The organism is Marinococcus luteus (genome assembly GCF_034497705.1).
Taxonomy (GTDB): Bacteria; Bacillota; Bacilli; order Bacillales; family Marinococcaceae; genus Marinococcus; species Marinococcus luteus_A.
Window position 1 is genome coordinate 77,208 of record NZ_JAXRUV010000006.1, and the last position, 15,261, is coordinate 92,468.

Genomic DNA, 15,261 nt, shown 5'->3' on the forward strand with positions numbered 1-15,261 from the left:
TCAACCTCTTTCTTCCGGATCAGCCGAACCTGCCGGAAATATAATCTTCGGTCTCTTTTTTCGCCGGCGATGAAAAGATTTTATCTGTCTGGTCATGCTCTACCACAACTCCGTTTAAGAAGAAAGCGGTATTGTCTGAAATACGAGCTGCCTGCTGCATATTGTGGGTAACAATGACAATCGTATAGTCTTTTTTGAGTTCCTGGACCAGTTCTTCAATTTTCAGCGTAGAAATTGGATCCAATGCAGAAGTAGGCTCGTCCATTAAAATGATGTCAGGTTCAATTGCCAGACAGCGTGCAATACAGAGACGCTGCTGCTGGCCACCGGAAAGACCGAAAGCATTTTCTTTCAGCCGATCCTTCGTTTCGTCCCAGATAGCCGCTTTTTTCAAACTTCTCTCCACGATCTCATCAAGCGTTTTTTTATCCTTGATGCCGTGAATTTTTGGACCATATATTACATTTTCATAAATCGATTTTGGAAATGGGTTCGGGTTTTGAAACACCATTCCCACTTTAGTACGCAGATATTCGACACTGAAATTCTTTGCAAAAATTTCATTTTCACGGTATTTAATGGAACCATTCGTTTTTACGATCGGATTCATTTCGGTCATCCGGTTTAAGGTTTTAATAAATGTCGATTTCCCGCAGCCTGAAGGACCGATAATGGCTGTCACGGACTTTTCCGGAATCTCCATCGAAATATCCTGAAGGGCGTGGTTGTCTCCATACCAGAGATTCAGCTGTTCTACGTTGTATGCAAGCGGTGTTTTTTCCTCTGTATTCATAGTCTTATTTCCTTCTCCTGAACGGTTTTCATGCTTAGTTTGCATCTGGCTTCCCCTTTCTTTGGTCCCTTTATTAAAAACGTTTCTGGAATTTAGTCCGGATAAACACGGCAATTGAGTTCATGAAAAAGAGCATCAGCAGTATAATAATAATTCCTGCCGCCGCAATATTTTGGAATTCTTCCTGCGGACGTCCTGTCCAGTCATAAATCTGAACTGGCATCGCGGTAAAGTTGGAAAACAGATCAGACGGTGTGGAAGCAACATATGTCAGCGCGCCAATTACAAGAATCGGTGCTGTTTCCCCGATCGCCCGCGAGAGGGCCAAAATAGTCCCTGTCAGTATTCCTGGAAGAGATGTAGGAATAACAATTCTGAAGATTGTCTGCCATTTAGTCGCTCCCATCGCATAGGAGGCCTGTTTGACGTTTGTTGGTACCGCATTAATAGCCTCCCTCGAGGCTACAACAATAATAGGAAGAACAAGGAGGGACAGTGTCAGCCCCCCTGCAAGTACACTTGCTCCCAGTCCCAACAGACGGTTAAATATTGTAAGTCCCAAAAGCCCGAACACAACAGACGGAACACCGGCAAGGTTCGAAATATTCGTTTGAAGCAGCTTGGTGAATCTGTTTACCGGAGCGTATTCCTCCATATACACAGCGGTGCCGACTCCTAAAACAAAAGAGAGGGGGGCTGCTACTATCATCAGCCAGATCGTCCCTGCCAGCGCAGCCAACATTCCTGCGTCCTCAGCGTTTCTTGAAGCAAAGTTTACGATAAGGTCCCAGCTTAAAAAACCAATTCCTTGAGTGAGTATTCGTATCAGCAATACGATGAGCATCAGTACGCTAAAAGCCATTGCTCCGAAACAAAGACCTTTAAACGCCTTATTCCAAATATGCCTTTTGCCCAGCCTCTGAGTGTTTTCTTCGTAAGCTTCTTTAGGTGCTGTTGTATCTGCAAATTTCATTTAGTAATCCTCCCGGAATCGTCGAGAAATGTAATGAGCCAACAGGTTCATCGCCAGAGTAAACACAAACAATGTCATACCGACAGCATAAATACTGTAATAAATCGGTGTTCCAAAACCAGCGTCTCCTTTAACTACCTGCACAATATAAGCTGTCATTGTCTGCACCGCCCCTGTCGGGTCGATTCCCATGCCCGGGCTGGCACCGCCTGCCACTGACACGATCATTGTCTCCCCGATCGCACGTGAAATGCCAAGGACGAAGGAGGCAATGACGCCCGATAAAGCTGCCGGCAAAACTACTTTCACGGTTACTTCCATGCGTGTGGCTCCTAAAGCGAAAGCCCCTTCCCGGATCGAATTGGGCACCGAACTCATCGCATCCTCTGAAAGGCTTGCAATCATTGGAATAATCATTACGCCTATTATAATCCCTGGGCTCAATGCGTTGAAAACGTCTAATCCCGGTATAATAGACCTTAAAATCGGCGTTACAAACGTAAGAGCAAAAAAACCATAAACAATGGTAGGAATACCTGCCAATACTTCTAGAATTGGTTTCACAGTTTTCCGGACTTTTTCTGACGCATACTCACTCAAATAAATGGCGGCACCCAGTCCGAACGGAATGGCTACCATCATGGCAATACCGGCGACCAATAACGTGCCGTTGACTAACGGCCAGATACCGTACTGCGGTTCCGAAAAGAATGGATACCATTCAGTGGAAGCAAAAAAATCAGCAAACGGCACACCACGGAAAAAGGTCACTGTTTCAAACAGTAAAGTAAACACAATACCTAAAGTCGTTAGTATCGAAATAATTGCACACAATAAAAAGACGGCCGGCATCAGCTTTTCCATAAAGCTCGAAGAACCGGAGCCCTTTGTTTTCTGCTCGATCCTTTCACTGATCGAAAGCTTTGAACGATCTTCCATTTTGCTGCACATCCCCTTAACAGATGATTTCTTTCAGGCAAGTACAAAAGCAAGGAAGTCAAAGCTTCCTCGCTTTTTGCCCATTACTGCCTTTTATTTACTCTCCGGCTACTTCATCAATTTTTTCTTCGTTTTCTTCATATACGCTGTCCGGTGCTGCTGCATAACCTACTTCTTCTGCCAGCTCCCCGGCGTTTTCATTGGCGAAGCGCACATATTCTTCTACATCTTCATCATCTTCTACAGAAGAATTTTTGAAATAAGTGAACAATGGACGCGCCAGTGGATACGATTCATCATTGATCGTTTCAAGAGAAGGTTCTACAGCTTCTTCATCATCATCTGTAATCGGTACCGCTTTTAAGTCGTCCTCGTTTTCAACATAGTACGAATATCCAAAGAACCCGAGAGCGCTCTCGCTTCCTGCTACACCATTGACGAGAGTATTGTCGTCTTCGGACGTTGAAGCGTTCCGTGTGAGATCAGCGCCGCCAAGTACATTTTCTACAAAGTAATCATGCGTACCGGAATCAGTACCTGGAGCATAAAGATCCAGCTCTTCGTCTGGCCATTCCTCGTTAATATCGGACCAGGTTTCTGCATCGCTGTCATCGGAATAAATCTGCTCAAGCTCATCGTAGGTCAATTCATCAACAAAATCATTTTCTGGATTTACCGCCACGGTGATACCATCATAAGCCATTATCAGTTCAGTGTATTCGATATCTTCTTCTTCCAAAGCCTCTTGCTCTTCTTCAGAAATTTCCCGGGAGGCGTTGTTAAGGTCTGTTTCACCTTCAATGAAACGTTCAAAACCGCCACCGGAACCCGATACTCCCACCGGTGCTTCTATATCTTCGTATTCATTACCGAATTCCTCAGATACTGCTTCCATAATTGGAAAGACTGTGGAAGAACCGTCAATAGCGATATCACCGGAGCCGCCGCCTTCCTGGCCAGCGCTTTCTCCTCCGCTTTCTTCACCGCTTCCGCTTTCTCCGCCACCGCCGGGTTCTTCTCCCCCGCCGCCACAAGCGGACGCAAATACGGCCATTGATGCTAATGTTGGAACCATCCATACTGTTTTGAGTTTCAAAGCAACTTCCTCCTCTTTGTTTATGTACTTATGGTAAAGCAACTCTTTTTGCTCCCAATGCTTAGTATAGGAGTTAAATGTTAAGAGAAAATAGTTAGATTGTTAAGAATATGTAAAGGTAGATATGGTACCGTTTTCATTTAAATACAAAAAAATCATTTCCCGGAAGAAATGATTAACTGCCTCAGCTGATATTTATTTTGAGCCCTCCTGCTGCGAGCTCCACTGGTCCTGAGAAAATTCTTCCCGCTTCTTTTTTCAGCTGTGTATGGTCTCCGAAATGAGGCAGGTGGGTTAATATTAATTTACCTGCCTCAGCCCTTTTAGCGAGCTCTGCTGCTTCTTCAGAATTCATGTGGCCGGCAAACGAGCCATCCTGTCCGGCATAAAAGCTGGATTCTGCAATAAGCACGTCCACCTGCGCAGCTGCCTGCACCAGTTCTGGTATATATGAAGTATCCGCAGTGAAAAACAGGCTGCCGGCTTCGGTTTCAATCCGAAACCCAAAGCAGGGCACAGCGTGTTTTACAGCTGTAGGAGTAATGGTGAACGGCCCCGCGGTAAACGGTTCCTCTGCCCGGTATTCTGTCGGCTGCACTGCTTCTTTATAAAACAGGCGCTGGAAGCCTTCTTCATCCTCCCGGTGCGCATAGACTGCTGTCTGGTGCTGCTTTTCCGGCCAAAGGACAGGCTCCAGCAGACGGTAGTACTGAAAAGCTCCGAAATCGCCCACATGATCCTGATGATAGTGGGACAGCAGTACGGCGTCGATACCGCTAAGCTCCGTGTAATGCTGCAGCTGGGAAATCACTCCGCTCCCACAGTCAAGCAGCAGTTGAAAACCATCTTCTTCAAGCAGATAACCGGAAGCTGCTTCCCCGGCTTCCGGAAATGCATGCCAAAAACCAATAATTGTTACCTGCATCTTTCTGTCCCCTTTCAATAAAAAAATCCGTTCAAACAGAAAATATCTGTTTAAACGGATGCGAGTCTTACGCTTCTTTTGCATAAACGCTCACGCGTTTACGTTTTTTCCCGACACGCTCAAATTTCACAACACCGTCGATTTTGGAGAAAAGAGTATCATCTCCACCTTTACCGACATTGTTGCCAGGGAAAATTTTCGAACCGCGCTGGCGGACGAGGATAGAACCACCGGTTACGTGCTGGCCATCGGCGCGCTTGGTACCCAAACGCTTGGAAATGGAGTCACGGCCGTTTTTTGTACTACCTACCCCTTTTTTCTGAGCAAAGAACTGCAGGTCTAATTTCAACATCAACATTCACCTCCTATGCTCTTCAATTGATATAAATTCACCGTACTGATCAGCAATGGTCTCTAAAGAGATAATCATGCCCTCTGCCAAAAGCTGCATCTGGCGTTTATCCTCTTCGGTGCTTTCTTCCGGAAGCACACACTGAAAATAACCGCCTTCTGTACCTAAATCCACTACGGGATCAGTATGGCAGAGAGATGCCATTGCGTTTACAGCCCCAAAAGATACTGCCGAAGCGCCGGCACATACCAAATCGTAGCCGTAAGGACCTGACTCAGCATGACCGGTCATGGTAACAGAACGAATACGCTCTGCCCCGTCACGGCTCACAGTGACCCGTATCATAACTACGCGTCAATGCTGTTGATTGTAACTTTTGTGTAAGGCTGACGATGGCCCTGCTTACGGCGGTAGTTTTTACGTTTCTTAAATTTGAAAACGATGATTTTTTTGTTACGGCCCTGTCTTTCTACTTTGCCCGTAACTTTAGCTCCCTCAACAAAAGGAGAACCAACTTTTACATCGTCGCCTCCGACAAATACTACATTGCCGAACGTCACGTTCTCTCCAGCTTCTGCGTCTAATTTTTCAACGAAGATAGTCTGGCCTTCTTCTACTTTTAACTGTTTTCCACCAGTTTCAATAATTGCGTACATCTCTGCACCTCCTAATCACTTAGACTCGCCAATACAGGTGCCTTTCCAGGGCTTAAACCTGTTCTTGTGCGGTTGTAGTTTGGGTGCTTCCAAACAACTAACGTTACAAATAATAGCATATATTAAAAACGAAAGTCAATTCCCCGCTGCTTCATTTGAGCCTTCAATGCCTGATTTCTTTGTTCCGCCACTTCAAGGCTTCCCGCGTAGCGGACAACGACCTCCTGCTCCTTCGGTTCAGAAACGATAAACAAGCGGCCCGGGGCTATTTGCTGAAGGTCATCATACAACGCCCTGCCTTCCCGGACAAGGAGCCGGTCCGGCACCTCCAGCACAATTGCGTCTACATCCTCTTCTACCCAGGCCCCGAGCGTTCGTTTTGATCTTTCCACCAGTTCTTTTTCCGACAGTCTCCATCCTTTGCCGTACTCTGTACCGAAAGGTTCGAGCAGGTGTTCTTCGAGACTCTGACGGGAACGCTGGCGGGTCACCTCCACAACGCCAAGACGGGAGAATCCGGCAATCCGGATTTTCTGCGGGTCTTCAGCGGCTTTCTCTTCCAACACCTGCATTAAATGCTGCCGGTCTTTTTCGTCATCCATCCTTATAAAGTCAATCATTATCATCCCGGAGAGATTTCTTACACGCAATTGGTGCATTACTTCTCCGGCAGCTTCGAGGTTTGTTTTTACAATCGTGTGCCCGAGATCATGTTTTCCGGTAAACCTCCCCGTATTCACATCAATGGTGGTACACATTTCTGTTTTTTCAATCTGCAGAAATCCTCCGCTTTTCAGCCAGGCTACAGGCTTTAAGGCACGCTCGAGATCAACTTCCACATTTTCTTTCGAGAAAATATTTTCCGGGCGCTCAAAAAGTACAAATTCCGGACGCTTTTCGGGCTCCCATCCGCTGAATTGTGTTTTTGCCGTCTCAATCGCTTCTCTTGTATCCACAGCGACTCTTTTCACATATTCCAGAGGAGCATATGCCAGACATTTTGTTAAAAAGTGCTCCTCCTGCGATACCTTCCCCGGAGAGGACAGCTCTTCTCCCCGAAGAACCATATCCTGCCACAGGCTCTGAAGCTGGGATACCTCTTTTTTTATCACATCCAGAGACTGTACCGTTCCCTCCGTACGTACAATCAGGCCGTCCCCATTCAACGGCAGCGCTTTTTCCTGTTCAAGCCATTCTTCCTTCACGGCTGCCTCGGCCTTCTGTGAAATAAACAGCCCCGGTTCATCCGGCAGATACACACAGTATTTTCCCGGCAGTGACAAATTTTCTTTAAGTTTGGCACCCTTGCTGGCCGTTTCTTCTTTTACGACCTGAACAAATAAATATTCGCCCTTTTTGATAAAATCTTTAATCCCCCTCTGCTTTTTTTCAGCAAGCGGCTCTTTCAGCAGCCGGTACGACATAATATTGTCCCGGTGCAGGTATCCTTTTTTCCCTTTGCCGATATCTATAAATGCAGCATCCATGCCCGGCAGCACATCCACTACTCTTCCTTTATAGATATCTCCGGCCGCCGTGTCATCCATTGCCGACTCAAAAAAGAACTCTGTCACTCTTCCATTATGTTTCAGGGCCGCTCTTGCTTCCCCGGCTTTCATATTTGCAATTAATTCCATCGAACGTTCCTCCAGTGACACATTTCTTTTCAAAAGGAAATGACTGCCACTTGATAGTGGCAGTCATTCAGTTAGACTTATTTTCTTCTCTGACCTTAGCCTTTTCATGAAGCAGCGCAATCTGCGTGGTAAGCCGCTTCAATTCCTGTTCGGAAGCCGCTTCCTGCATTTGTTTATTTAAAAGAGCCAGTTTTTGGCGTTCTTCATCGGAAAGATAAGGGTGCTTTTCTATTACAGTCATCAGTGATTCCTCCTCCGCGCATTCGGATAGATACTCGAAGCCTTTCATTCTGTAACAACCTTTATAAGAAAGACAGGCGATTCGGGAATCAAATCCAAAACAGCATGCCCTTTCATTTCTATTATACCACGCAGGTCTTAAAGAAAACAAAATTGGCTCCTCTGCACAAAAAGGACAGGAAGCATACTCCCCGTCCTTAACCTGTTATGATTTTATTCCGAATAAACTTTTCACTTTGGAGAAAAAGCTTTTCTTTTCTTCTACTGCCATAAGCGGCACCGATTCCCCGAGCAGCCGGCGGGCGATGTTACGATATCCAAGCGAAGCCCTGCTGTTCGGATTCATCGCAATCGGCTCCCCTTTATGCGCTGCTTTTAACACATGCTCTTCGTCTACAATCATGCCGAGCAGATCCACTGCGAGTGTAGCTACGACGTCTTCCACATCCAATACGTTTCCTTCCCGTGAAAGATCACTCCGCACCCGGTTCACTACCAGTTTAGGCGGTTCAATGTCTTCGTTTTCAAGCAAACCGATGATCCGGTCAGCATCTCTCACGGCTGCCGTATCCGGAGTGGTGACAACGATCGCTTTGTCCGCACCGGACACAGCGTTTTTAAATCCCTGCTCAATACCGGCCGGGCAATCGATAAGAATAAAATCGTATTCCGGGCGGAGCGTTTCCACGATTTCCTGCATTTGTTCCGGATTCACCGCAGATTTATCCTTCGTCTGCGCTGCTGGCAGCAAATGCAGGCAGTCGAACCTTTTATCACGGATTAATGCCTGCTGCACCTTGCAGCGTCCTTCCGCAGCATCTACCAGATCGTAAATGATCCGGTTTTCCAGACCCATAACGACATCCAAATTCCGGAGTCCGATATCTGTATCAATCAAACATACTTTCTGTCCCTGCAGTGCAAGTGCTGTACCGATGTTGGCAGAAGTCGTGGTTTTCCCGACTCCGCCTTTTCCGGATGTAATTACTATTGCCTCTCCCACCAACGGTTCCTCCTTTCAGACCTTACATGCTTCTCATTCCGGCTAACGGTGTCCGGAAGTTGTTTTCGGCCTGACATGCTTATGTATATGAGACCGAGCGTAAATAATGCCCGAGCATTTTTGTTTCCTCAAATGCAATTGCCTTATATTCTTCTCCGGTAACATACGCATACCCCGGTCCTTCAATCGCAGGCTTCTGCTCCTGCTTTTCATGCTTTTCCGGCGCATAGAAATACGTATCCGAGATAGAAATTTGTTTAGGAATCATCACAGAGGCACATACCACAGCATGACTTTCTCCCTCTGTGCCGGCTCTCGCTATTCCTTTTAATGCCCCGATAACATAGATGTTACCCGTGGCTTCAACCACTCCGCCAGGATTAACATCGCCGATAATAAGAATATCGCCTGTTTTGCGGAGCACCTGCCCAGAACGGACAATCTGTGTGACGGACGTTACTGTTGCTTTTTCAATTACCTCTTGTGCTTCATCTTTTGTCATCACGTTCGAATGAACTTCATGCACCCGCACTGAACCCGTTTTGTTCAGAACTTCCGTAATTTCTTCTTCGTGACTTTTACTCAAATAACGGTTCCCGGCGTCCACACGAACTTCTACTTGAGGCCCGTTTTCAAACAAACGCTGCTCCCGTTCAATCTTCTTCTTCAATTCCTCAAGAAGTTCATGAAAAGAGCACTGATCATTTAATACAATGGTTAATCCTTCTTTAGTACCTTTAATCGTTACATAATTTCCATTGTTATTCGTCATATTTTCACCCCTGAACCCTTAAGCGCTCTCCATTCTTAGTAAATGTCGTTCTTTTCATTATACGGTTTCATTTCACAGGAATAAACAGCAAACCACTTCTTTTTTAAAAAATTATCGCTGCCTGATTTTTTCCTGGTCTTCAATCCATTCAAAAATACGCCGGAAAGGAACGAGCAGCAGTAAAGCAGCAGCCCCGTTAATAAGCCACGAAGCAATCATCCGCTTCACTAAAAATTCTCCGAAAGAGAGTTCGGCAATGCCCAGCAAAAAATAAATAAAATAAATTAGCAGTTCAAATACGAAAAGCGCACAGAATATGATAAGCCACTGCCATCCATAGCTGTTCCGGACCACCGGCAGAGAGTAGGAGCTCACGTACGCAATAAAGCCGAAGCAGAACGTATAAACACCGAGAACCTGCGTGTACGTGAAATCATAGAGAAACCCAACGAAAATACCTGCCCATACCCCTGCAACCGGACCACGGTATATGCTGGTCAAAATCACTCCAATAAGCGCAAATCTCGGCATCCACACCCATCCACTTTCATTTTCCTGCGGAAAGAGGATTTCAAACCATGTTCCTTCAATAAGAAACAAACAAAAGATTGCTACGGGGATAAGAAAGCGTGTCATGAGCCCCCGCCGCCTTCTTCACCGACTGGATCCACGGCTTCTTCCTCTTCGTCTTCCTGCTCCTGGTCTTCTTCGAGCGAAGGAAATTCTTCACTCAGATCTTCAATGTTCCGGTCCAGAACGTTCACATACGTTAAATCACTGAAGTCTGCCGCTGGTTCAATAAGGGCGTTATACGTTAAACCGTATTCATCGGGTTCCACGCTCTCTACTTCCCCGATTGGAATACCACTTGGAAACGCTCCACCCATCCCTGAAGTAACTACCTGCTGGCCTTCTTCGATTTCTGCATCACTGCGGATTTTCCGGAGCATGAGGCCGTCCCGGTCTTCATCCCATCCTTCAATGAAAGCATTAACCGTTTCATCACCAGCGGTCACACTGGCACTGATTCGGTTTGTGCGTTCCCCGTCCGATAGTAACTGGACAGTGGAGGAAAATTCAGAAGCCTCAGCCACACGTCCGATAAGACCTTCATTTGTAACTACGGCCATATCCTGTTCAATACCATTCTGGGTGCCCTGATTAATACCGATCGTCTGGGTCCAGCGATCAGGGTTCCGGTAGACGACAAGCGCCTGGCGGCTTTCATAGTCGCTCAGCATTTCCTGCGTATCTGCTGACTCCCGGAGCGTTTCATTTTCCTGCCTGGTGTTTTCAAGCTCTGCCGAAGTGGCAGCGTACTTTTCCAGCTGTTGTTTAAGGGTCTTGTTTTCCTCGTATGTATCCAATAAATTTTCCACAGCTTCAAAGCGATTAGCTGCAAAATGAGCCGGGCGGCTGATGGTCGATTGAAAAACGCCTACAGAGTCTCTTACAAACTCTTCCGGCCACGGCACCGATTCCCGTTCCCTCATGGAAAACCCTACGAGTATAACAAGAAGAATAATGCTTACCATCAAGATGATCAATCGCTTGTTGTTAAAAAAGTGCGGCATGGTTCCCCACCTACTCTAAAGATAGATTAAGCATTCCGGCCTGAGCGGGATGTAATACCTGCTTTCGAGCGGAACAAATGAATATTTTCTAAAGCGCGTCCTGTACCAAGTGCCACACAATCCAACGGCTCCTCCGACACTAATACCGGCATGTTCGTTTCTTCGCTCAGAACCCGGTCAATGTGCTGCAAAAGAGCCCCTCCGCCTGTTAACAGGATGCCACGGTCCATAATATCCGCTGCTAATTCCGGCGGCGTCTGTTCAAGTGTACTCTTCACTGTATCAATAATAGTGGAAACCGTGTCTTTCAAACATCCTGCAATCTCTTCAGAGGTAATTGTAACTGTTTTTGGAAGCCCGGTCACTACATCTCTTCCGCGGATTTCCATTGTATCATTGGCTTCATTTTCTGCGGGAGGAGCAGCAGCACCAACTTCAAGCTTAATGGCTTCTGCCGTGCGCTCTCCCACCATGACGTTGTATGTTTTTCGGATATACTGAATGATCGCTTCATCCATTTCATCTCCAGCGATACGGATCGATTGACTCGTCACAATTCCCCCAAGAGAAATGATAGCCACCTCTGTCGTTCCACCGCCGATATCAACAACCATGCTTCCTGTAGGCTCCCACACAGGCAGATCGGCTCCAATCGCTGCTGCAAAAGGTTCTTCGATCGTATATGCTTCTCTTGCCCCCGCCTGTTTTGTTGCATCCTCCACGGCTCTCTTTTCAACTGCCGTAATACCCGACGGCACACATACCATTACGTTTGGCTTTCTGGAGAATATTGAACGTTTTTTGACCGACTGCCCAATAAAATATTCCATCATGGTTGCCGTTGTATCAAAATCAGCAATGACACCGTCTTTCATTGGACGTATTGCCGTAATGTTCCCCGGTGTACGTCCAATCATATTTTTCGCACTGCGACCTACAGCTTCAATATTCCCCGTATCTGTCCGCATAGCCACCACCGAAGGCTCACGAAGAATAACTCCTTCTCCCCTGGCATAAACGAGCGTATTTGCCGTACCTAAATCAATCCCCAGGTCTCTCGTTCCAAACATCTAAGTATATCTCCTCTCGTCTTGCAAAATGCACGGTCGTCCTTTTCAGCAGGTAGGGTTCATTAGATCGTCTAATGATTTATTATGTCGGATAATGCATTTTCCGGTACCATTTGTATTCCCATATGTAGCGGGCACGTTCAGCGGTTCCTGGATGAATGATATCATCTTCAGGTTTTCCGTCCCTCTGACGCTCTCCCGTTATTATGCATTAAAGTACAGCTGTTCATGCATGCACTATTTTTTATTATACTGAAAAATATTTGAAAAACATAGGGTCAATGCACCTGTTTTTTTAGGATAGGCTTATTTTCGCATCTTTCTGTTTTACATAAATCCCTGCTCCTTCATGCTTTCAAAGCACTGATCGCCAACAATTACATGATCGAGCAGTTCGATGCCGAGCAGCCGGCCGCATTCTGCCACTCGTTTAGTCACCTGAATATCCTCGCTGCTCGGAGCCGGATCGCCGGATGGGTGATTATGAAGGCAGATAATTGACGCTGCGGATCGCCGCAGCGCTTCTTTGAATAGTTCCCTTGGGTGTACAATACTTGAATTCAGACTGCCGATAAATAACGTCTGCTTATGAATAATTTGATTTTTAGTATTCAGACACAGTACGACAAAATGCTCCTGCTGTAAAAATCTCAAGTCCTCCATCATGTATTCCGCTGCGTCTTCGGGTGAACGCACCACGTATCTGTCCGGGTACGAATAGCGAAAGATGCGCTTTCCTAATTCAAGCGCTGCCTGCAGCTCCAGAGCTTTTGTTTTTCCGATCCCCGGAATTTCCATCAGCTCTTCACGGGTGGCTTCTTTCAGTAACGGCAGAGCATCGAAACGCTCCATTACCTCGGCAGCCAGTTCCAGCACCGGTACCTGCTTTGTACCTGTGCGAAGAAGCACCGCCAGCAGCTCTTGTTCTGTCAGTGCCTCTGCCCCTTTTTGTTCCATTTTCTCGCGGGGTCTAAACAGTCCTGTCCCATCGGGGATTGCAGTCGTCTTCATCAGTAATCGTCTCCTTTATGTGTGGGGGGTTGAAGCGGGGAATTATAAAAAAGCCAGATACCATTTCAGGCATGCTTCTCCGGCAAATAAAGTAAATAAGCTGCCGGCCGCAATGGCAGGGGCAAACGGGAACGGCATTCCTTTTTTGAAAATACCAAATGGATATAAAAGAAAAATAACGATAGAAGCGGTGAACACAGCAGCTATAAAATTAACAGCAAGGAGAGGCGGACCAAAGAAAAACCCGAGAACAATAAATATTTTCAGGTCACCGCCGCCCATCCCTCCCCTCGTGGCCAGAATAATGGCTGATATAAGAAATAAGCCGGTGAATGCACCTATGAAGCTCTCGCTCCAGGCAGGCTCCTCCAGCCAGAAAAATTTTAAAAGCACCGCTCCAAGAAAAAACAGAAGCGACACCCGGTCCGGGATGATCATGGCTGTAATATCGCTGATGGTAATTATAAAAAGGTAGGAAATAAGAAGGAAAGCTGCAGCGAGTTCTGCAGTTAGTCCGAAGCGGACGAAAGCGAGGAAAAACAAGACACCACCGGCGCCTTCCATAAGAGGATGAATCGCGGAAATACGATTTTTGCAGAAGCGGCATTTACCGCCCAGATACAAATACGAACAGCAGGGGACTAAATCTCTTTTTTTAATCGGCTGGATACATACCGGGCAGTTCGATGGGGGCGACCACACGGATTCGCTGGCAGCCAGTCGCATACCTGCGGCGCTACAAAAAGAACTCACTACCATCCCTGCTGCTGTAAAATATACAGCGAGCAATACATTCATCACAACGCCTCTTCCATTTTTTTCTTATTATAGCATGGTTTCCCTTTAATTAGCTCAAAAATATTATAAAAAGGCAGAAGCCGCATGCTTCTGCCTTCGCTTTCTTATTGACTCCACTCCTGCGTCAGCTGGGAGATGAAATACAGGGAGCCGGCAAAGACGATCACGTCTTCCTGAGCCCGGGCTGTATTTGCCTTTTCCCATGCTTCCTGCCAGCTTGCTGCTTCTTGAACGTCGACTGTATTCGCTTCAGCAATATCCTCCGGTGCTGCTGCCTGCGGAAAATCAAACGGAACCGCCGTGATGGATTCTATCTCCAGGCCGTTCAGCTGATCGAGCACCGGTGCTTGTAATTTGTCTGTTTTCATTCCGACAATAAAATGAAAACGGCTGTTTGGATAATGCTTAGTTAACGCTTCTTTGAGGCTTTTCATTCCTTCTTCATTATGAGCACCGTCGAAAAGAACATGCTCTTCGCCAGGCGCTTTTTCAAGCCTACCTGGCCAGGCTGCTTTTTTCAGGCCGGCGCGGATGTGTTCATCTTCTGCGGGGAGCGCGTAATACATTTTCAGATAACGTGTCGTAATTACTGCTGCTGCCGCATTCTCCACCTGGTGCTCCCCGAGCATGGAGACTTCGAGATCTTCCATATCTCCGAGAAGGGAATAAAAGGAAAACCGGGTTCCTGACTCTAACGGTTCGAGGCGGCGAACGTGAAACTGACGGCCAAGCTGATAAAATTTCGAGCGCTGGTAATCGACAGCTTCCTCAAAAATGCCGGCAAGCTCTTCATTCTGCTCACATGTCACTACAGGCACCCCGCCTTTAATAATACCGGCTTTTTCCCGGGCTACTTCTTCGAGCGTGTCCCCGAGGATGCCCTGATGATCGTGCCCAATATTTGTGATGACGCTCACCATAGGGTGGATTGCGTTTGTGGCGTCCAGACGGCCGCCAAGGCCAACCTCCCATATGACGACGTCCGGAAACGTTTTTCTGGCAAAATACATTGCCGCGATAACAGTGATCACTTCAAACTCCGTCGGTGATCCAAATGGCGTTCGCGCAATGCTTTCCACTACCGGACGAAGAACGGCAGCCAGCTCCAGAAAATCCTCCTCGCTGATTGGTTCTCCATCTGTCGCAATACGCTCACGAAAATGATGGATATATGGTGATGTGAACGACCCGCAAACAATGCCTGCTTCTGTCATAATATTTCTCGTAAATGCTGCAGTGGATCCTTTTCCATTCGTTCCGCCGATATGAATGCCTTTCAGCCGGCGTTCCGGGTTACCGACGGCTTCAAGCATCATATTCATACGGTCAAGCCCCGGGCGGATGCCGAACGTTTCGAGTGAGTGCACCCATGCTTCTGCTTCCTTGTATGTGTGCAAAGTAGACCTCCCTTTAAACAGCCAT

General features: G+C 46.8%; 18 protein-coding genes and 1 other annotated feature. All 18 genes read right to left on the reverse strand.

The window, feature by feature from the left end:
- Positions 1 to 19: 19 nt before the first annotated feature.
- Positions 20 to 838, reverse strand: a complete 819-nt coding sequence (gene pstB, locus Q9M42_RS10730) for a phosphate ABC transporter ATP-binding protein PstB (protein ID WP_440972323.1) — start codon at positions 836 to 838, stop codon at positions 20 to 22.
- 28 nt (positions 839 to 866) lie between these two features.
- Positions 867 to 1,766, reverse strand: a complete 900-nt coding sequence (gene pstA / locus Q9M42_RS10735) for a phosphate ABC transporter permease PstA (RefSeq protein ID WP_322526478.1) — start codon at positions 1,764 to 1,766, stop codon at positions 867 to 869.
- Positions 1,767 to 2,717, reverse strand: a complete 951-nt coding sequence (pstC, locus tag Q9M42_RS10740) for a phosphate ABC transporter permease subunit PstC (protein WP_322526479.1) — start codon at positions 2,715 to 2,717, stop codon at positions 1,767 to 1,769.
- A gap of 85 nt (positions 2,718 to 2,802) precedes the next feature.
- Positions 2,803 to 3,801, reverse strand: a complete 999-nt coding sequence (locus tag Q9M42_RS10745) for a PstS family phosphate ABC transporter substrate-binding protein (protein ID WP_322526480.1) — start codon at positions 3,799 to 3,801, stop codon at positions 2,803 to 2,805.
- A gap of 184 nt (positions 3,802 to 3,985) precedes the next feature.
- Positions 3,986 to 4,726, reverse strand: coding sequence for an MBL fold metallo-hydrolase (locus tag Q9M42_RS10750; protein ID WP_322526481.1), 741 nt, complete (start codon positions 4,724 to 4,726; stop codon positions 3,986 to 3,988).
- Between the two features lie 67 nt (positions 4,727 to 4,793).
- A complete protein-coding gene (gene rpmA, locus Q9M42_RS10755) occupies positions 4,794 to 5,078 on the reverse strand; it encodes a 50S ribosomal protein L27 (protein WP_022793178.1) in 285 nt (94 codons plus the stop codon).
- Positions 5,079 to 5,084: 6 nt separating this feature from the next.
- Positions 5,085 to 5,423: a ribosomal-processing cysteine protease Prp gene (locus tag Q9M42_RS10760; protein WP_322526482.1), complete on the reverse strand. Its 339-nt coding sequence runs from the start codon at positions 5,421 to 5,423 to the stop codon at positions 5,085 to 5,087.
- 2 nt (positions 5,424 to 5,425) lie between these two features.
- Positions 5,426 to 5,734, reverse strand: a complete 309-nt coding sequence (gene rplU / locus Q9M42_RS10765) for a 50S ribosomal protein L21 (protein ID WP_322526483.1) — start codon at positions 5,732 to 5,734, stop codon at positions 5,426 to 5,428.
- Between the two features lie 11 nt (positions 5,735 to 5,745).
- Positions 5,746 to 5,818, reverse strand: a sequence feature (ribosomal protein L21 leader region).
- A gap of 38 nt (positions 5,819 to 5,856) precedes the next feature.
- On the reverse strand, positions 5,857 to 7,371 hold the full coding sequence (locus Q9M42_RS10770) for an Rne/Rng family ribonuclease (protein ID WP_322526484.1): 1,515 nt from the start codon (positions 7,369 to 7,371) through the stop codon (positions 5,857 to 5,859).
- 67 nt (positions 7,372 to 7,438) lie between these two features.
- Complete coding sequence (locus tag Q9M42_RS10775; RefSeq protein ID WP_022793174.1) at positions 7,439 to 7,612, reverse strand: hypothetical protein; 174 nt, start codon at positions 7,610 to 7,612, stop codon at positions 7,439 to 7,441.
- Between the two features lie 204 nt (positions 7,613 to 7,816).
- Complete coding sequence (gene minD, locus Q9M42_RS10780) at positions 7,817 to 8,614, reverse strand: septum site-determining protein MinD (RefSeq protein ID WP_298783604.1); 798 nt, start codon at positions 8,612 to 8,614, stop codon at positions 7,817 to 7,819.
- A 79-nt stretch (positions 8,615 to 8,693) separates the two neighbouring features.
- A complete protein-coding gene (gene minC, locus Q9M42_RS10785; protein WP_322526485.1) occupies positions 8,694 to 9,386 on the reverse strand; it encodes a septum site-determining protein MinC in 693 nt (230 codons plus the stop codon).
- Between the two features lie 111 nt (positions 9,387 to 9,497).
- Positions 9,498 to 10,022 (reverse strand): rod shape-determining protein MreD, encoded by a 525-nt coding sequence (gene mreD / locus Q9M42_RS10790; protein WP_322526486.1) that lies wholly within the window; start codon positions 10,020 to 10,022, stop codon positions 9,498 to 9,500.
- Positions 10,019 to 10,960: a rod shape-determining protein MreC gene (gene mreC, locus Q9M42_RS10795; protein WP_322526487.1), complete on the reverse strand. Its 942-nt coding sequence runs from the start codon at positions 10,958 to 10,960 to the stop codon at positions 10,019 to 10,021. The genes mreD and mreC overlap by 4 nt, the downstream gene beginning before the upstream one ends.
- A gap of 26 nt (positions 10,961 to 10,986) precedes the next feature.
- Positions 10,987 to 12,030 (reverse strand): rod shape-determining protein, encoded by a 1,044-nt coding sequence (locus tag Q9M42_RS10800; RefSeq protein ID WP_322526488.1) that lies wholly within the window; start codon positions 12,028 to 12,030, stop codon positions 10,987 to 10,989.
- 327 nt (positions 12,031 to 12,357) lie between these two features.
- Positions 12,358 to 13,041 carry a RadC family protein gene (gene radC / locus Q9M42_RS10805; protein WP_322526489.1) on the reverse strand — a complete coding sequence of 228 codons (684 nt, stop codon included), beginning with the start codon at positions 13,039 to 13,041 and terminating at the stop codon, positions 12,358 to 12,360.
- Between the two features lie 42 nt (positions 13,042 to 13,083).
- Positions 13,084 to 13,839 carry a prepilin peptidase gene (locus Q9M42_RS10810; RefSeq protein WP_322526490.1) on the reverse strand — a complete coding sequence of 252 codons (756 nt, stop codon included), beginning with the start codon at positions 13,837 to 13,839 and terminating at the stop codon, positions 13,084 to 13,086.
- Positions 13,840 to 13,943: 104 nt separating this feature from the next.
- Entirely contained in the window at positions 13,944 to 15,236 is a 1,293-nt protein-coding gene (locus tag Q9M42_RS10815; protein WP_322526491.1) for a bifunctional folylpolyglutamate synthase/dihydrofolate synthase, read from the reverse strand.
- Between the last annotated feature and the right edge of the window lie 25 nt (positions 15,237 to 15,261).